The 19,342-nt window shown below is 41.0% G+C and carries 15 protein-coding genes; 4 read left to right on the forward strand and 11 right to left on the reverse strand.

Going from position 1 to position 19,342, the window contains the following annotated elements:
• Positions 1 to 86: 86 nt before the first annotated feature.
• On the reverse strand, positions 87 to 1,418 hold the full coding sequence (pepQ, locus tag NLF92_RS04820; RefSeq protein ID WP_432420208.1) for a Xaa-Pro dipeptidase: 1,332 nt from the start codon (positions 1,416 to 1,418) through the stop codon (positions 87 to 89).
• A gap of 16 nt (positions 1,419 to 1,434) precedes the next feature.
• Positions 1,435 to 3,402 carry a transglycosylase SLT domain-containing protein gene (locus NLF92_RS04825; RefSeq protein ID WP_254099432.1) on the reverse strand — a complete coding sequence of 656 codons (1,968 nt, stop codon included), beginning with the start codon at positions 3,400 to 3,402 and terminating at the stop codon, positions 1,435 to 1,437.
• A 239-nt stretch (positions 3,403 to 3,641) separates the two neighbouring features.
• On the opposite strand from NLF92_RS04825, the gene fadB reads away from it, so the two are divergent.
• On the forward strand, positions 3,642 to 5,795 hold the full coding sequence (fadB, locus tag NLF92_RS04830; RefSeq protein WP_254099433.1) for a fatty acid oxidation complex subunit alpha FadB: 2,154 nt from the start codon (positions 3,642 to 3,644) through the stop codon (positions 5,793 to 5,795).
• Positions 5,796 to 5,813: 18 nt separating this feature from the next.
• Positions 5,814 to 6,977 carry an acetyl-CoA C-acyltransferase FadA gene (gene fadA, locus NLF92_RS04835; RefSeq protein ID WP_254099435.1) on the forward strand — a complete coding sequence of 388 codons (1,164 nt, stop codon included), beginning with the start codon at positions 5,814 to 5,816 and terminating at the stop codon, positions 6,975 to 6,977.
• Between the two features lie 111 nt (positions 6,978 to 7,088).
• Here fadA and NLF92_RS04840 read toward each other — a convergent pair whose 3' ends face one another.
• The 9 genes from NLF92_RS04840 to NLF92_RS04880 all read right to left on the reverse strand — a co-directional run bounded on the left by NLF92_RS04840 (position 7,089) and on the right by NLF92_RS04880 (position 17,321).
• A complete protein-coding gene (locus tag NLF92_RS04840; protein ID WP_254099437.1) occupies positions 7,089 to 7,613 on the reverse strand; it encodes a rhodanese-like domain-containing protein in 525 nt (174 codons plus the stop codon).
• 28 nt (positions 7,614 to 7,641) lie between these two features.
• Entirely contained in the window at positions 7,642 to 7,923 is a 282-nt protein-coding gene (locus tag NLF92_RS04845) for an ArsR/SmtB family transcription factor (RefSeq protein ID WP_254099439.1), read from the reverse strand.
• 200 nt (positions 7,924 to 8,123) lie between these two features.
• On the reverse strand, positions 8,124 to 9,791 hold the full coding sequence (locus NLF92_RS04850; RefSeq protein WP_254099441.1) for a bifunctional protein tyrosine phosphatase family protein/NAD(P)/FAD-dependent oxidoreductase: 1,668 nt from the start codon (positions 9,789 to 9,791) through the stop codon (positions 8,124 to 8,126).
• Between the two features lie 8 nt (positions 9,792 to 9,799).
• Positions 9,800 to 10,660, reverse strand: a complete 861-nt coding sequence (locus NLF92_RS04855; protein ID WP_254099442.1) for an MBL fold metallo-hydrolase — start codon at positions 10,658 to 10,660, stop codon at positions 9,800 to 9,802.
• 9 nt (positions 10,661 to 10,669) lie between these two features.
• The gene (locus NLF92_RS04860; RefSeq protein ID WP_254099576.1) at positions 10,670 to 11,449 is read right to left on the reverse strand and encodes a sulfite exporter TauE/SafE family protein; all 780 of its coding nucleotides are present in this window, start codon (positions 11,447 to 11,449) and stop codon (positions 10,670 to 10,672) included.
• A 103-nt stretch (positions 11,450 to 11,552) separates the two neighbouring features.
• Positions 11,553 to 13,217: an amino acid ABC transporter ATP-binding/permease protein gene (locus tag NLF92_RS04865; RefSeq protein WP_254099443.1), complete on the reverse strand. Its 1,665-nt coding sequence runs from the start codon at positions 13,215 to 13,217 to the stop codon at positions 11,553 to 11,555.
• Positions 13,214 to 14,917, reverse strand: a complete 1,704-nt coding sequence (cydD, locus tag NLF92_RS04870) for a thiol reductant ABC exporter subunit CydD (protein WP_254099444.1) — start codon at positions 14,915 to 14,917, stop codon at positions 13,214 to 13,216. Before cydD ends, NLF92_RS04865 begins: the two co-directional genes overlap by 4 nt.
• Positions 14,918 to 14,920: 3 nt before the next feature.
• A complete protein-coding gene (gene cydB, locus NLF92_RS04875) occupies positions 14,921 to 15,922 on the reverse strand; it encodes a cytochrome d ubiquinol oxidase subunit II (protein WP_254099445.1) in 1,002 nt (333 codons plus the stop codon).
• A gap of 1 nt (position 15,923) precedes the next feature.
• Complete coding sequence (locus NLF92_RS04880) at positions 15,924 to 17,321, reverse strand: cytochrome ubiquinol oxidase subunit I (protein ID WP_254099446.1); 1,398 nt, start codon at positions 17,319 to 17,321, stop codon at positions 15,924 to 15,926.
• Positions 17,322 to 17,471: 150 nt separating this feature from the next.
• Between NLF92_RS04880 and NLF92_RS04885 the strand changes: the two genes are divergently transcribed.
• Together NLF92_RS04885 and NLF92_RS04890 are read left to right on the forward strand one after the other, a co-directional pair.
• On the forward strand, positions 17,472 to 18,764 hold the full coding sequence (locus tag NLF92_RS04885; protein ID WP_254099447.1) for a sigma-54 interaction domain-containing protein: 1,293 nt from the start codon (positions 17,472 to 17,474) through the stop codon (positions 18,762 to 18,764).
• A 79-nt stretch (positions 18,765 to 18,843) separates the two neighbouring features.
• Positions 18,844 to 19,317, forward strand: a complete 474-nt coding sequence (locus tag NLF92_RS04890; RefSeq protein ID WP_254099449.1) for a LabA-like NYN domain-containing protein — start codon at positions 18,844 to 18,846, stop codon at positions 19,315 to 19,317.
• Positions 19,318 to 19,342: the final 25 nt, after the last annotated feature.

Raw genomic sequence — 19,342 nt, forward strand, 5'->3', positions numbered from 1 at the left:
CACCCTGTAAAGACACCCTTTAACGATCCCCTTTGCAAAACAGAGGGTATCGCTACATTGCTGTCGCAAATGGTATCTAAAACGGGTTAGTTTAACCCACCTTCTCTCGTCATATTTTCATTTTTTGTCGCATGAACTATGACATTGTCTTCGATCCGAATGCCACCAAAGGGTTTTAATTGTGCAACCACATCCCAATTGACATATTGCGATTGTGGTGTCGCTTTGAGTTTCGCTAGCAAACTATCAATAAAATATAAACCCGGTTCAATGGTATAAACGTGATTAGCTTCTATATCACGGGTGCAACGCAAGAACGGATGCTCTGCTGGTGCAGGGTGTGGTGTACCGCGATCATCATGGACATGCCCCGCGACATCATGTACTTGCAAGCCCAGCATATGACCAATACCATGCGGGAAAAACGTTTTTGTAATCCCTTGCGCAACGATATCTTGGGCCGGTAAATTCACAATGCCGAATTCTTCTAACAAAATAGCGATACCGGTGTGAGCTTGCAGATGCGTCTCGATATAAGACTTTTGTGGCGTCAGTTTACCAGCGAGTTCCACAGTTAACGCATCAACACCTTTAATCATATCGGCAAACACACCTGTGGATGTGGTATAAGTGCGGGTAATGTCTGAAGCATACCCATTTACACTCGCCCCTGCATCAATCAAAAACGATAATGATTCAGTTGGCGCTTGTGTCTCAAGTACGGTGTAGTGCAATATCGAGCTGTGTTCATTTAATGCGATGATGTTGTTGTATGGCACCTGATTGTCGCCTTGCCGTGCTGCGGCCAAATAATCCAGGTTAATATCAAATTCACTTTTACCTGCTAAAAAAGCTAATTCAGCCGCTTTATGCGCACCAATTGCAATGCGATTTGCTGCACGCATACAGGTCAACTCATACTCCGTTTTGTAGGCGCGATGATAGTGCATGTAATGCAACGCTCGGTCAGGGTTTACATGTTCAAAACCCAACGCTTTAGCGACCTCGATGTACTCGCCAATATAGGCATAGCGAGCTTTGTCAAAAGGTAAGTGCTTTTCAACTGCATTGGCTTGGGTCAACAAGATAATATCAAATTCAGCCGTCCAAAAATCTTGTGGTGCCGGCGGGACTTTATGCCAAAAATCATCTGGACGATAAAAAATCAGTTTAGGTTTGTTCACCCCGTCAATCACTAACCAACAATTTGGGTTATCTGTTACTGGACACCACGCTTTGAATTGGGGATTTACGTGAAATGGGTAATGATTATCGTCTAGGAACATCCGCTTACTCTGACCTGAGTGAATAACCAAACCATCCAAATTTTCTCGGGCCAATGCCTCTCGAGCCAAATGCTGCATGTGTTGGATATGTGCGGGATATAATTCAGCTGCCATGTGCGTGAAATCTGTCATTTAGGGGTCCTTATTATTATCTTTTGGCTAGTTTACCACCCAGCTCCTGTGTTGTCAGTGTATCCTGACTGATCATCATTTGCGACAAATCTGCAAAAGACGAAGGTACAATCTTCCCCTCATTAGTAAGGTGCTTGGCGTAGATGCGTTCATACGCAATGACCGCCTTCACATACGCTCGTGTTTCTTTAAATGGTATAGACTCGATCCATTGTATGGCAGCAACGGGTTCTTGAGGTAACCAGTTTATCACCCTGCGCCAACCTGCATTGTAAGCAGCGGTTCGTAAGACTTGATTGGTACTCACTTTAGTACTCAAGTAATCTAAATATTGTGCGCCAAGTGCTATATTGGCAGTAGGATCGGTTAGTTCAGCCCGAGCAACATCACGTTGCGCTATGTACGACGCAGTGCTCGGCAAAATCTGCATTACCCCATAGGCATTTGCCGTTGAACGTGCGTCAGGCGCAAAGGCACTCTCTCGACGAGCCACGGCTAGCAACCAACTAGGTGCCTGATTATACTGTTCTGCTGCACTAAAAAATGCATCTTTATACACGACTGGAAAACGGACTTGCGTCTCGCTAAGTGCCCCAAACTCTGCCATTGCGAATACAGCTCTATCATACCAACCACGCTGCGCAGCAAGTACACCTGCACTTTTACCGACAGGGTTAGGTAAATTTGTCAAAAACTCATGCCATTTACTTCGAGCCCACTGCAATTGCCCCACCGCAAGTAACTCAAAGGCGGTTTGAAAAGCTTTATCATTTTCGATGATATGGAAATGCTCTTGGGGTATGACAATACTCTGATGATTCAGTTGAATCGGTAAACCCAACTCATCACTGGCCAGAAACCCATAGTAACTGCGAGTGTTTGCTAATGAGTTGAACAGCGTTTTGGCTTGCTCATTTTGACCGGTTAGATGCAGCGATTTGGCAAACCAAAAACGCGTTCGACTATCGTTTTGCCACTTTTGGGGTAAGGCACTGACAAAATTCAATAATTCTGTCCAATTTTTTTGCTGGATCCAATAACTCACTGTCCAGTCTCTAAGATCGTCTCGCATATCCAGTTTTGCAGCGGCTTCTAACCAGTGTTTAGCTCGTTTATCCTGTAATAGTGCCAAACGAATGGCCAGTGTTTTGTACAAATAAAAACGTTGGGCTGACTTCAGTTGCGCTTTATTAGTAACCAGATGAATATGCCTCGTCGCCGCATCAACATCATGCCAAATTAAGCGCTCTAGACCAAACATCACGATGGCTTGTTGATTAAATGTATCTGCTTTTTGCCAATCAGCGATTCGGGCAATATATGCTGGAGAATTGGCAACCTGACCCCATAAACGTCCCAAGTATTGTGCCTCTTTACTAAGTAAGGTCGTCAAATAAGCAATGAACTTCGGGTGCCCTTGTTTCGCGACTAACTTTATACGCGCCAGTATTCGCTCTTGAGTAAGCCCTCCATAACTGCGCCAGCGAGAAAATACAGGGTCACATATTCCAAGCTGTGAAGCAGGTTTTTGCCACAGTGAATTAATCAGTGAGTCATAGCGCATCAATTTGGATTTGTTACGACTAAACCCACGCAAATAACGACAATGCAAGGAGGCATTTAACCAATCCGAGGGTGTTTTTTGATACCACTGTGCAAATTTTCGAGGATTACGCGTCGATAAATAGGCAAGATAACGAAATTGAATAGTCTTTATAAATGGATCCTGACTATAATCATTGAGATATTGCTCAACAACCGTAGCAGGTAAACTACGCATAAATTTTTGGATATAGGCGCGATGTAAATACGGCAATAATGGGTAATCTTCGAGCTCAGCTTGTGCTTTCCAGTAGGCTTTGCGGTCACCTGATTGGATATCTTGGTACGTTTTTTTATAAAGGGCTTGTTGCGGAGTTAATGCTGCGCTGGCAGATGAGTTTGACGATTGAGACACCGCAAACGCAGGACCCACAATAAGCATACTTATCCATGTGCTGATGAGAAGCTTACTGAATATTGTGCTTGCTCTGTGCAATGTTCTTAATAAATAAAGCAATAGTAAACCCTATTAAACTATAAATAAAAGCTATATACATTTAAGCATAGAAATCATTTGCACTTATTGACAATATGATTTTCAATGGATTCACTGATACGACCAGTTATTATAAAAAATTTCACTCTACATATAACGATTTGGCACTGCCAAAGGAGACAATCATGATGTACGAAGGTACCAATATCAGCGTTAATTTGGACGCTGATGGCATTGCAGAGCTGTGTTTTTCTGCTAGCGGTTCAGTTAATAAATTCGACCGTGAAACATTAGAGCAATTTGATGCTGCAACGCAAGCGATTTCTGCCAATGGTGCAGTAAAAGGTGTTTTAGTCTACTCTGACAAACCCGCATTTATAGTCGGCGCTGACATTACTGAATTTACAGACATGTTCGCTATGCCAGAAGCAGAAGTGTTAGCTTGGGTAAAAGCTTCTACCGATATTTTTGACCGCTTTGAAGATTTACATGTGCCAACCATTGCTGCAGTAACTGGCTTTGCCCTAGGTGGTGGTTGTGAAATGGCACTCGCTTGTGACTTACGTATTGCTGATACCACAGCCCGCTTGGGTCTTCCTGAAGTAAAACTTGGCATCATGCCAGGTTTCGGCGGTACGGTGCGTTTACCTAGAATTGTTGGTGCAGACAACGCATTAACATGGATGACAACAGGTGTTGACCGCAAAGCGGAAAAAGCCTTGCATGAGGGTGCGGTAGATGCGGTTGTGGCTCCAGAGCACTTAATCACGTCAGCCAAAACCATGTTACTTTCAGCCATTACCGGTAAATTAGATTGGCAAAAGCGTAGAGCCGCTAAACTAGCTCCGCTAAACCTAGGGCAAAATGAAGCTATTATGGGCTTCAACACGGCTAAGGGGATGGTATTTGCCAAAGCTGGTAAGCATTACCCAGCACCACATATGATGGTAAATACGGTTGAAGCAGCTTCGGGTTTAGGCCGCTCAGAAGCAATGGCTCTAGAAAATAAAGGCTTTGTACAATTAACCAAAACTGATGCCGCGAAAGCGCAAATTGGTATTTTCCTCGCTGACCAAATGGTCAAGGCGAAAGGGAAAAAACAAGCCAAAAGTGCGACCAAGGATGTGAGCCAAAATGCCGTCCTTGGCGCTGGTATTATGGGTGGTGGCATTGCGTATCAAGGCGCGGTCAAAGGTATTCCTACCATCATGAAAGATATCGCAGCTGCGGCCCTTGATTTAGGTTTATCGACAGCGGCAGGTATTCTCGAGAGTGGTATGAAGCGCGGTCGTGTAAATGCTAAAAAGATGGCCAGTACACTAAATAACATTACGCCTACTTTAGACTATTCCGCTATCCAACATGCAGATTTGGTCATTGAAGCCGTTGTTGAAAATCCAAAAGTCAAAGGGATTGTACTAGCGGAGACTGAGCAACATGTTGCAGACGATGCCATTATTACATCGAATACATCGACCATTTCCATTGATTTACTCGCAGACTCATTACAAAAACCTGAACGTTTTTGTGGTATGCATTTTTTTAACCCTGTACACAAAATGCCACTAGTGGAAATTATTCGCGGAGCAAAAACCACCGAAGAGACGATTGCAGCGGTCGTGGCAACTACCCTACGTATGGGTAAAACACCTATCGTGGTAAATGACTGCCCAGGTTTCTTTGTCAACCGTGTGTTGTTCCCTTATTTTGCAGGTTTCAGTAAGCTTGTCTTGGACGGCGCAGATTTTGTCACCGTTGATAAAATTATGGAAAAAGAATTTGGCTGGCCTATGGGACCTGCTTTTCTGCTAGATGTTGTCGGTATTGATACCGCTGATCATGCTGCTGGTGTGATGGCAGATGGATTCCCTGAGCGTATGCAAAAAGTGACCAATGATCCTGTCACATTAATGTACCAAGCAAATCGCCTAGGTCAGAAAAATGGTGTTGGGTTCTATGACCACGGCAAAGATAAGCGGGGACGTCCAAGTAAAACACCAGCACCTGTCGCTATCGACATGATTGCTCAACACGCCGCCACAAAGACAGAATTTAGCCACGAAGAAGTGATTGCGCGTCTTATGATCCCTATGGCCAATGAATCGATTCGCTGCTTAGAAGAGGGCATCATTGCATCACCAGCTGAAGCCGATATGGCATTGTTGTTTGGTACTGGATTCCCGCCGTTTAGAGGTGGAATATTCCGTTACATTGATACGATGGGGCTGGCAAACTTCGTAGAACTCGCGGATAAATATGCGCATTTAGGTGCTATTTACCAAGTTACAGACGGTGTCCGAGAAATGGCAGCCGCTGGCAAATCTTATTTCACCGCATAACGGCCAAGGAGAATTATTATGCAAGAAGTTGTTGTAATCGATTGTGTACGTACCCCAATGGGTCGTTCAAAAGGCGGTGTTTTTAGAAATGTCCGTGCGGAAAATTTATCAGCCCACTTAATGAGTGCGCTTTTAGCTCGCAACCCAAAAATTGACCCCAGTGAGATCGAAGATATTATTTGGGGTTGTGTGCAACAAACTAAAGAACAAGGATTTAACGTTGCACGTAATGCGCAACTGCTCACTGACATCCCGCGTTCTGTAGCTGCAAATACCGTGAATCGACTCTGTGGTTCTTCTATGCAAGCATTGCATGACGCTGCTCGCGGGATCATGACCGGTATGGGTGACGTGTATATGATTGGTGGTGTTGAGCATATGGGACATGTCCCAATGAACTACAATATTGACTTAAATCCCAGTCTAGCGAAAACGACAGCGTCGGCATCAGGCAGTATGGGGTTAACTGCTGAGCTTCTGGGTAAACAAAATGGCATTACCCGAGAAATGCAAGATGCGTTTGGTGCTCGTTCACATATCCGCGCACACGCTGCTCATTTAGCCGGTCGTTGGGATAATGAAATTGTCCCCATTGAAGGCCATGATGCTAACGGTATGCTAACACTTGTTGAGTCTGATGAAGTTATTCGCCCAGAAACCACACCCGAGACATTGGGAACACTGCGTCCAGTATTCGATCCTGTAAATGGCACGGTCACGGCAGGTACGTCTTCGGCTATCTCTGACGGTGCATCTGCGATGTTACTCATGTCTGCTAAACGGGCCAAGGAATTAGGGCTTACACCAAGAGCAAAAATAAAAGCGATGGCGGTTTCAGGTTGTGATGCAGCTATTATGGGCTTTGGGCCAGTACCAGCGACCAAAAAAGCGCTCGCACGTGCAGGCATGACTATGGCTGATATAGATATTGCTGAATTTAATGAAGCATTTGCTGCACAAGCACTATCATGCATAAAACAACTTGGTTGGTTGGACAATTATGATGAGAAAGTCAATCAAAATGGTGGAGCTATCTCCCTTGGGCACCCATTGGGTTGTTCAGGCTCACGTATTTCGACAACGTTGATTAATGTCATGGAGCAACAAAACCATAACGTAGGATTAGCCACCATGTGTATCGGTTACGGCCAAGGGATTGCGACCATATTTGAAAAGATGTAAATGTCTTTTATGTAGATAAAAATAGGAGCGTATGCTCCTATTTTTTTATTTTTAACTTACGGGCAATATATTCGACAATAGCACTTTCACCATTGTGGAATTAATTTATGATTAACTTAACTTTTTATTCCAAGGCATCATTGCCATAACACGTGCTAAACCACAAAAACCAGATGCACCCGCAAATGTTAAGCCCGCCCCAAAAAATGCTGGGATAATAAGGAAGTTTGGATCAATAAAGTAGGTGGCTGCAGAACCTAAGAAAACAGCACTACCGATCGTTAGTTGTACTTGACGATCCAATGGCAACACTTTTCTGTGTCCTATTTTGACTGGAAAACCTGCTTGCTCCCATGCCGTTATACCACCTTCAACGTTATAAATTGTTAATGTACTATCTTCGTCGATTAGTTTGGTACAGGCTGAAGAGCCTCTGCCTCCCCTCAAGCAATATATGATGATTTTCTTATCTGTTTTGGGCAGATCATTTGCCGTAATTTTGCCCAAAGGCAGCAATGTCGCACCCTCAATATGTTTACTAGAAAACTCTCCAGGCTCTCTCACATCGATTAACTGAGCTTCACCTTGAGCAACTAGAGCATGTGCTTCTGCTGGAGAAATATTAGTAAATTTCATATTACATTCCTTTTATATTAGTAAAATCTTATTCTTTACAGTAAATAAGGTGGAGAACAGATAACAAAGCATTGATCTCAACACTAGCCAGTTTGTAATACACCATCTGCCCGTCTTTTACTGCTGTCACCACATCAGCTTGACGTAATTTCGCCAAATGTTGGGATAACGCTGACTGTGAAAGACCACAAACCTTCTCTAAGTCAGTAACGCTAAGTTGTTTTTCTGTTAATGAACACAATATTTGCAGGCGATATTTATTTGCTAGTAATTTGAGTAAAGCTTCAGCAGCCTCTGCATTTTCTGCCATTTTACGTTTTTGAAATTCAGAAAAAATGGTATCACCCAACAGCTATATATATTAGATTTATCTAATATATATAGCTATGTGCGATTTGTCAATGTGGTATATCTACACAAAAACACTCGCCACAATAAAATAACCCCCGAAAGTGATAACAAACCTTCGGGGGTCAATTAATTTAGCACTATAACTAGACGTAAAAGTGACTAATTAAGCTCTTTAGGTTTAGCAAACCATTCTTTACCTTTAAGCATCGCTTTCCAATAAATAGGCGGCAATAACTTTTCTTTTAGCAACCAAGCTAGTTTCGAAGGTTTAGTGCTATTGATCAACCAAGCAGGAAATGTCGGTAACAGTTTTCCACCATAACCAAATTCAGCTAAAACTATTTTTCCTTTTTCTACCGTTAAAGGACATGAACCATAACCATCATAAATCGCTCTGGTTTTAGACATCCCTAAATCATGTAGCACATTGGTTGCTACTACTGGGGCTTGCATTCGTGCAGCGGCCGCGGTTTTTGCATTAGGGGCATTCATGACGTCACCCAAACTATAAATATCAGGATATACCTTGTGTTGTAATGTTGATTGATCAACGTCTACCCAACCATTAGCGTCAACCAGAGGACTACATTTAATGAAGTCTGGGGCTGATTGACTAGGTACAACATGTAGCATATCAAATTCGACTTCAAGCAAATCCGTTGTGTCACTTGCGCTTAAATCTTGGAAGTAAGCCTTTTTGTTGGGTCCATCAACTTTTACTAAATTATGTGAAAAATTAAGGTTTGCATTATATTTTTCAACATATTCCATCAATGGTGCAACATAATCTTTGACCCCAAATAAAACGGGACCCGCATTGTAAAATTGCACATCAATTTTATCTAGAACAGCACTTTTTAGCCAATGATCACATGATAAATACATGGCTTTCTGTGGTGCACCAGCACATTTTATCGGCATGGGTGGTTGTGAAAATACCGCTTTACCCGAGCTAAATTTTTCCACGAGTTCCCATGTATAAGGTGCCAAATCAAATCTATAATTTGAAGTCACCCCATTTTTACCCAGCGTTTCTTTTAAGCCGCTGATTTTATCCCAATCCAATTTAAGACCAGGACACACAATTAGCTTTGTATATTCAATGATACTGCAACCGTCTAGAAGCACTTTTTTATGATCGGGTTCAAACGCAGCTACAGCATTTTTGATCCAAGTCACACCTTTAGGGATAAGCGAGGACATTGTTTTCACCGTTTCCTCAGGCTTAAATACTCCAGCACCTACCAATGTCCATCCCGGTTGATAATAGTGGACATCGGCAGGGTCTATAATTGCAATTGACAAGCTAGCTTGTCGTTCAAGTAAGCTTGATGCAACAGAGATCCCCGCAGCACCACCACCAACAACAACGACATCAAATTTTTGGTCGGTTGTATCCGTTGGTGTATTACCCCCATTCAAAATTCTTCTTGCGACACCTGACATGTCATAGCCTGCATTTTTGGTAATCTGTAGAATATCGTTTACAGGTATTTCTGTAGCCTGGGCTAAAGCCCATAAGGTGGTAGATCTTGTTCCCGTACGACAGTATGCAAATATTGGTGACTCTACTTCAGCTAAAATTTGTTTAAATGCAAGAGCATCTTCATCCGTGATCTTCCCACTCACAACAGGTTGATAAACAGCCTTGATACCTAGTGCTTCAGCGGCTTCTTTGATTTCAGTAAAATTCACTTGATCGGCACCTTCTCCATCGGGACGGTGACAAACTATTGTGTTAAATCCTTTTTTATGAATTTCTGCTAAATCAGAAACTGTGATCTGGGGACAAACAGATACATTTTGGGTTAATACTTTATAATCCATGATATACCTCACAATGCATTAATTGGAATTTTGATGTATTGCAAACCGTTTTTGGATTTAACACCAAAATCACCCAATCTTAAGTTAGTTTGTAACGATGGAAATAACAGCTTCGGTACCGATAATGTCGCATCTCTCGCTTCTCTTTTAGCCACATACTCCGCGTATTCTGTGTCTGGTTGGATCTGCACATTAGATATCTTCTGCTCACCTATCGTAATCTTTACCAAAGGTTCTTCGCCAGGCTTTGGATAGTCATGACATAAATACACTGTGGTATTGTCAGGTAAAGAATAGAATCGTTGTATGGTTTTATATAGATCTGATGCAGAGCCTCCTGGAAAATCACATCTTGCAGTACCCAGATGCGGCGCGAACATCGTGTCTCCCACAAAAATAATATCTTCTTGGGCACAGTAGTAACTCGCACAGGCAGGAGTATGACCTGGTGTTAACCATGTCGTTAAAGTAATATTACCAACTTGAATTTCATCTCCTTCGTCTAGCAAACGATCAAATTGCTCTCCTGTAATGGGCGTATCTTCACTCGCATCAAAGAGTGGGACCCAGATCTTTAATACATCTTTAATCCCAATACCTATCGCGGTTTGACCACCAATATGTTCCTGCAAATAGCCTGAGGCAGTGATATGGTCGGCATGGATGTGTGATTCTAAAATCCACTCATTTACCAAGCCGTTTTCTTTTATGTAAGCTATTACTTTGTCAGCATTATCTGTTTTTACCATGCCAGAGAAATGGTCATAATCTAAAACGGAGTCAATAACAGCACATTTTTTGGTGTCTTCATCAATGACGATATGGGTAAACGTAGCGGTTACCTCGTCGTGAAAAGTCTTTATTTTCATTGCTACTCCTTATATCAATTCTTTAATTAAAATGAATGCGGCGATTATCAAGGTAAATACGCCAAAACCTTTTTGTAATTTTGTTCCGTCAACATTCGATGCTATTTTTGCGGCGATTGTCATGCCAAGAGTCGTGCAGACGATGAGTTTAAGAACAAACAACCAGTCAACTTGAAAACCGGCTTGTAAATCACCGGTAAAACCAATTAACGATTTTAAAGAAATAATTAGGAGAGAAGCTGCTACTGCTTTTTTCATTTCCATGCCCATAAAAATCACTAGTGCTGGAATAATCAAAAATCCGCCTCCTGCACCAAGGACACCGGTTGCAACACCTACCACTGCGCCTTCAAGCATAATCAGTAATGGGCGTTGTCCCTTATTTGCATGGCTCATTTTATTATTGTCTCTCGTCAGCATCATAAATGCTGATAGCAACATCAACATGGAGAAACTCACCATAATCAGTGCATTTCGCGTCAACTCAAAAGGGGTTGTGAATAACACTTCAGGAATAGCAGGCATCAAGTATGCGCGCGTTAAGTACACGGCGATTATCGATGGGATAGCAAAAATGATAGCGGCTTTGAAATCAATCAAACCTTTACGAAAGTAAGAATAGGCACCGTAGGTAGCTGTCAAGCCCACGATCAACAACGAATATGCGGTCGCTTCAGTTGCTTCTTGACCAAATAAATAAACGAGAATAGGGACCGTTAGTATGGAACCACCACCACCGATAGCTCCCAGTACAACTCCCATCAATACAGCCGCAATATATCCAAACACTTCCAAAACTTCACCACGATTTAGATCAAAAAGATATAATATATACCCTAAAGTACTAAGTCAATTTGTGTGTTATAATTTTGTAAACTTAAAGAGCCTTTGCTTATGCCAAATTTAAATCAGTCACTACGGCTTGTACCTCATTTGAATGAAAGCCTGCTAATTCGTGTGTAAAAACAGCTACTTTACTGTTTTTAAAATGCTGTAATAATTCATCATTGATCTTATCTGCAGTACTTTTATCAACTCCATTGAATGGTTCGTCTAAAATAACAAACTTGGGTTGTCTCAAGAACAGTCGAGCAAGACAAATTCGACGCGCTTGTCCTCCAGAGAGACTCTCTCCAGTTTCACCAAGCCATGTATCCAAACCTTGAGGTAATTGTGCTACCCAATCAGCTAATCCAACTTTCTTTAACGCTAAGGTTAACTCAGCATCAGTGACTCTAGGCAGACCAATAGTGAGGTTGTAACGAATTGAATCGGAGAAAATAGTATTTTCTTGTCGCAAATAAAATAAATCAGCTGTATTGAATAGCTTGGTATTTTGTAACGATTCACCATTTAGGAAATATTGCACCTGATTTTCTGACAACTCTGTTTGAGATACTAAACCGGCTAATATATTTGCGCATGTCGACTTGCCAGATCCTGAGCGTCCAACAAATGATGTTATATTTTTATTCAATGAGATGACTAAGCCCTGTTTACTGGCGGGTATAAAAGGATGAGCATTTATGTGTATTGATAATTGTTCAACGGCAGGACTTGTAGCAGGTAAATCAACCGAATGTTGTGTCGTTTGTGAAAATTCATGTTGTAGCTTAACGGCTGAGTATTTGGTCTTCCCCCACTCTTTAAATTGACCTGGCAAGGCTTGTACAACCTCAATCAAACCGACTGTCAGAAAAATAAATAATACTGCAACAGGTTCAGAAATAACCATCTCGTTCACGTTATGTAACGTAAATAAAATCACACTGACCAAACCTAATTGCAAAAATAGATCCAAACAAAATTGAACGCGACTAGAGGATTTTCGAAATTTAGTTTCCAAACGATTTAATCCGCTTAACTTTTTTTGTAGCGGAGTAGCATGCATAGTTTGTAAACCCATACAATGTAACTCAAAACTCCCTTCTAAATGCTCAATACTTTTCTTGCGTAACGTATTTTGCAGTACGGCTATATCAAAGGCATGTTTCGCCGTGAAAAATACAGTACCAAACACTCCCAATAAGCAGGCAATGATAAGCAATACCAAGAGTAAAAAAGTAATATCACGCCATATAAAATAGCTGAATATCGTGACAACGATACTGAGCAATAAAATAGCTAATGGGGTGATGGTATATCTTAACAAGATGCTGTCTAAAGCATCTAAATCGGCGGTTAAACGGCTTAACCATTCTTTGCTATCTGTGTGTTGACTCGCACTGTAATTCAGCCTGAGCAAACGCCCAAACAACTCCCCTCGAAATACCGCGACTAATTTTAAAATCGTATTATGATTATATAACCTTTCAACATATCGGCTTACGGTTCTATTTAACGCAAAAAAGCGGATACCTGAACCAGGCATATACATATCAAATAAAACAACTATACCCAAACTCAAACTGATGCCGACCAAACCTGTAGCCGTAATAAACCAACCAGATAAAAGTAACAATGCAACGCCAGAAATAGCGGTAATAAAGGTTAATAAAATACCTAGCTGAATTCTCTTTTGTTCAGCTGCAAAAATGATCTTAAACCAATATTTCATGAACGACTCTCATATCTTAGAGAAGCAAAATCAATCACTTGCTGGGCAATTTGTATCAGTGCATGATCATGAGTCGCAACAATGACAATAGAGGATTGTGCTAAAGCCTGGATGACATCAATCACGGTATTACGGCTTTCCCTATCTAATTTTGCCGTTGGTTCATCTAAGATAATAATTGGACTTGGCTGCAACAATATTCGACTTAAAGCAATTCTCTGTAATTGCCCACCAGACAAACCTAAACCTAGATCTCCTATATTGGTATCTAAACCTCGTTTACTCTCCTTCAGCTCTTTTTGTAAACCGACACGATCCAACGCTTGCCAAATATCATCTACTTCAGCTAACGGAGCCAACGCTGTAATATTGTCTAAAATCGTCCCGTTTTTAAACCAAGGGCGTTGCGGTAAATACGAGATATTACTTTGCGGTAGTATTTTTATTTGACCTTTAATGGGTGGTAAATAACCCACTAATGTATTCAATAACATGGTCTTGCCGATACCTGAAGGACCGCTTACTGCGATAATTTGCCCTCCCTTGGCACGTAAATTTATATTTTGCGCTAACACTGCTTCCCCAACTATCCCTATCGACAAATCTCTTAGGTAGAGTTGTGGACCAGGAGAGTGAATTGAGATAGGAAAAGGGCGCTCAACAGCTGTAGTGGTTTGGGTTATGTGATGTAATTGTCCTAACTGGGGTAATAGATTATCGGCAGCTCCCAGTGCACTTGCCTTATCGTGATAATACTGGGATAAAATTCGTAAGGGTTGAAAAAACTCAGGTGCCAATAACAACATAAACAACCCACTAAATAATGATATCTCCTGAGCAGGCCCCCAGGTTATTGCTCCGTACAAGGAAAAGCCGATGTACATAGCTAAACTCGCTATTGCAATACTTGTAAAAAACTCCAGTACGGTCGATGATAAGAATGCTATTTTCAGCGTTCTCATTATGACGACTCTATATTGTTCACTCTTTGTCTTTATTTCATCCTCTAGCTGAGTGGTTGCCCCAAGTAATTTAACCACTTGTAAATGCTGAATACGATTCAAAAAATGTCCAGATAACCGCTGCCTCAAAAGCATATGTCTCGCGTTGACAGTTTCTGCTCCCATACCTATAAGAATCATAAATAGTGGAATAAGCGGGGCAGAAATCAGAAGTAACAATGCACACAACCAATTCAACCACAGCACGACAAAAAATATCAGCAATGGAGCTATCACCGACAACATTTGTTGTGGCCAATACCGAGAAAAATACCCTTCCATATTATGCACATCATCAATCAACTGAGTGGCAGATGCGGCAGGAGAAATTTGCCTTTGACAAGGTGATATTTTATTCCAGTGTGCCAGTAATACTTGCCTTATCTCATAACAAATTTCAGCACTAGCTAATTCAGAAAAATGAGTTTGTAACTTCGTCACTATGACTTTTAGCACAATAGTCATCACTAAAATAATGATCAAAGATAAGGTTGCACTGATTTTTTTTTCATCAACAACTACCTCATGGACAAGCCATGAAACCACTCCCCATTGGACACATAGAAGAAACGTGCTTAACGCACCACAAAGCACCGCTAATCGCAACTGTGCTTGGTGGCTATTGAGACAGGTTTTAAGAAAATCTTGACCAGTATTAACATCTTTGAAACTAGCTAAACTTAGCTTTTCCTGAGGCATAGTTTAATGATACCCACCTTCTTTGACCTTGCCTCTAAACACCCAATATGTCCAGCTGGTGTAAGTCAACACAATGGGAATAACAAATAAAAAACCAAGTAGTAAGAATAACTGTGAGTTGTATGCTGATGCCGCATCGTAGATAGTAAATTTAGGCGGCACAATGTAAGGCCATTTACTGGCTAATAAGCCTAAATAACTAAATAAGAAAATACCCATGGAAGCCACAAAAGGTAATCCTTCATTGCGTTTTTTTACATGCCTATAAACAAGATAGGCACAATACAACACCAATACTGGCAATGCCCAAATGAATGAAATATCGTTAAACCAGCGGCTAAACACATATTCATCAATAAACGGAGTGTAAATACACACCACAGTAAACACCCCAATTAATCCGAATAGTAACTTTGGCGTAATCTTATAGGCAAAATCTTGGACTTCTCCTTCGGTTTTCAAGATCAACCATGTACTACCTAATAACGCATATCCAATCACTAAACCGAAACCTGTCAAAACAGTAAATGGTGTTAACCAATCTAGAGCACCACCTGAATAAGCAAATCCTTCTGTCTCAAAACCTTGAATGTATGCTCCGACTACTGCTCCTTGGGCGAATGAAGCAACGATAGAGCCAACAGAAAAAGACCAGCTCCATAAGTATTTTGAGGTTTTGGCTTTAAAACGAAATTCAAAGGCAATTCCTCTAAAAATAAGCCCTGCCAACAACAAAAACACGCCAATGTATAATGCGGGTAAAAATACGGCATACACTAAAGGGAAGGCTGCTAGCAAACCAGCCCCTCCTAACACTAACCAGGTTTCATTACCGTCCCAAATCGGCGCAACAGAATTCATCATGGTATCTCTTGCTTGTTCATTTGGAGCGAAAGGAAATAAAATCCCCTGCCCTAAATCGAATCCATCCATTAAGACATACATCATCAAGCCAAAACCAATTATGCCAGCCCAAATTATGGTTAAATCAAATACATTTTCCATTTTATAAATCCTCGTCAATACCAATATGAGCAGCAGAAAGTGGACGACTTGGTCTTTCGACCGTAGTCAATTCATGAGGAATATCGGTATGCTCAATTCCTCCTTTAAACACCTGTAATAAATAATATATGCCAGCGCTAAATACCATTGCGTAAACTAATACATAACCAATGAGTGAAAATAGTGCCATACCTCCAGTGAGTGACGGAGTCAAACCTTCAGCATGTGTCATCTGACCATAAATAAGCCATGGTGCTCGACCTGACTCGGTAACGACCCAACCTGCTAAGACGGCTAAAAATGGAGAAATACTCATTAGTCGCAGGCCGTTTAAGAACGTTGTCGAAGTGTAAATTTTTCCATTGCGTCGCAACACCAGCCCCCACAATGCAAATAGAATCATTAATAACCCTAAACCAACCATCACTCTAAATGACCAAAAGACAATAAAAACTGGCGGTCTTTCTGCAACAGGAACATCTTTTAAGCCAGGCACAACACCATCAGGGTCATGGGTCAGTATATAACTCGCTAATTTGGGAATTTTTATCTCAAAATGATTTTTCTCGGCGCTTTCGTCTGGTATTGCAAATAACAGTAAAGGTACACCAGGTTGTGTCTCCCAGTTACCCTCCATTGCTGCGACTTTCATTGGCTGATATTTTAATGTATTTAAACCGTGAAAATCGCCAATAACGGCTTGTAACGGCGCTAAAACAAGCAAGAACCATAACGCGATGGATAATGCTTTTTTGTTAGCTTCGACCTCTCTTTTTTGTATTAAAAACCATGCACTTACACCTGCCACCACTAGGGAGGCGGTTAAAAATGATGCAAGTGCCATGTGGACAAAACGATAGCCAAAAGAAGGAGTAATCAGTGAATCAGTCCACGATACAACATGATATATCCCATCAATATTGATAAGTCCATCAGGGGTTTGCATTAATGAATTTGCCGCTAAGATCCAAAATGAGGAAATAAAGGTGCCTGTTGCGACCATCAACGCAGCGAAGAGGTGAACACCCTGTGGTACTTTATCACGGCCAAATAACAATACTCCTAAAAAGCCGGCTTCCAAAAAGAAAGCTGTGACCACTTCATAACTAAGTACAGGCCCAAGGAAGTTCGCAGTAGCATAGGAGAAATTACTCCAGTTAGTCCCAAACTGGAAAGACATGACTATGCCAGAAACTACCCCAATACCAAATACCACCGCAAAAACTTGGATCCAAAACTTAGAAAGTTTGTGCCATATAGGATTACCTGTTTTATATGCTAAGGTTTCAAACCCTGCGATAGTGCTAGCTAACCCTATTGTAAATACTGGAAAAATGGCGTGGAAACACACCACAAAGGCAAACTGTATTCGAGATAGAATAAGAGGATCAAGTTCCATGTGGACTCCGATTAAATTAAGACTTAATAAAACTATTGCGATTTTCGTGCCAACCCTAACAGTCTTATTTTAACTGGGAAATATCAACTCATCTTGACAACCTTTGTCAAATTAGACAATATTATCGACAAATATGACAAAAATTTAATTATGAATTTAACTATTATCAAAACGATGATTGATGAAATTGACAAACCTGCGATTTTCATCGATCTGAATTATGTCATTCTTGCTGTTAATACCCTGTACATGGAAACATACGATACACCAGTGGAGCTGGGTAAAAGTACTTGTTTTGGGATCTCACATCGGCATCATGCACCTTGTGATATGCACGGTGAAGAATGCCCTATGCAAGTATGCAAACAAACTAAATTACCCCATACTGTGATCCATAATCATCATACGAGCCAGGGCAAAACGTACTGCAAAATCAATATGAAGACGATCCAAGACGATGATGGGATGACTATTGGTTTCTTGGAAATATTAGACCGTATCGACTATGCTTCAGCCGAACCAACCAAGCAAAAGATGTTAGGGCGTTCGCCTGCTTTTCTATCTTTACTTCAAGAAATTAATACGGTGGCAGAATCAGAAATTAGTGTGTTATTACAAGGTGAAACAGGTACCGGTAAAGAACTGACCGCAAGAGCAATTCATGACTCCAGTGCTAGGAATGTTGGACCATACATTATTATTGAATGTACAGGGATGAACGAAAACTTATTTGAATCAGAATTATTTGGGCATGTGAAAGGAGCGTTTACAGGGGCTCAAACAGACAAAAAAGGTCTGATTGAACTCGCCCATGGTGGCACCGTATTTTTTGATGAAATCGCAGATGTTTCATTAGGGATGCAAGTAAAACTCTTACGTCTACTTGAGTCTAAAACATTTAGAAGAGTTGGCGGGATCAAAGAAATCTATTCTGACTTTAGGATCATCTGTGCATCCCACAAAAATCTCCTTGAACTTGTTGCACGAGGTGAATTTAGAAAAGATTTATATTATCGTCTATGTGGCTATCCAATATTATTACCATCGTTACAGGAAAGAAGAGAAGATATATCATTATTGGCGGAGTCGCTGCTTGATGAAACAGAGCTAAACCATAAACAATTTTCTCCAAAAGCCTTGTCTAAACTCTCTACTTTGCCATATTGGGGAAATATTCGAGAACTAAAAAATATCATCTATCGTGCAGCACTCAAGGCACCTGGTAAATTGATCGAGTCACACCATATTGTTCAATCCCACCTAGGACATCCTCTCGAAAAACAAAACGAAAATGAAAAAATCCATACCCTAGAAGAACAAGAAGGCCTTTATCTTAGTAAACTTTACACACAAGATACGTCCATCTCGACTTTGGCTAAACAGTTAGGAGTAAGTGAACGAACGTTATATCGAAAATTACAAAAACATGGATTAAAGCAGTAACTTCACTATGTCTGTGATTGTCTTATCAACACTTTATGTTGGTACGTGTTAATCTAAGAAAAAACATTAGAGAAACAACGTGAAAACCGCTGCTATTTTTGTTGATGTACAAAACATTTATTACACTTCACGCGATACTTTTGGTCGTCCGTTTAACTATCGCTATTTTTACCAAAGTATTGCCCAAGAATTTACTATTCAAGCCGCCTTTGCTTACGCTATAGATAAGGGGGATAGCCAGCAGCAAAAATTTCAAAGTGCACTAAAACACATCGGTTTTGACGTCAAACTCAAACCGTTTATCCAACGCCAAGACGGTTCAGCCAAAGGTGATTGGGATGTGGGTATTACGATAGATATCATGGAACAAGCTAAAGGTGTTGATCACATTATCTTGCTCTCTGGGGATGGGGATTTTGCGATACTGTTGGACCACATTAAACGCCAGCATTCTTGCTCTACAGCTGTCTATGGGGTACTAAATCTGACCGCTAATACTTTGATCCAAGCAAGTGACACATTTATTGATATTGACCAACGTTGGTTGTTATAAGGTGCCAGTGTGACTTATTTAATAG

Origin of the sequence: Opacimonas viscosa, assembly GCF_024199005.1 — a bacterium.
Classification (GTDB): domain Bacteria; phylum Pseudomonadota; class Gammaproteobacteria; order Enterobacterales; family Alteromonadaceae; genus Opacimonas; species Opacimonas viscosa.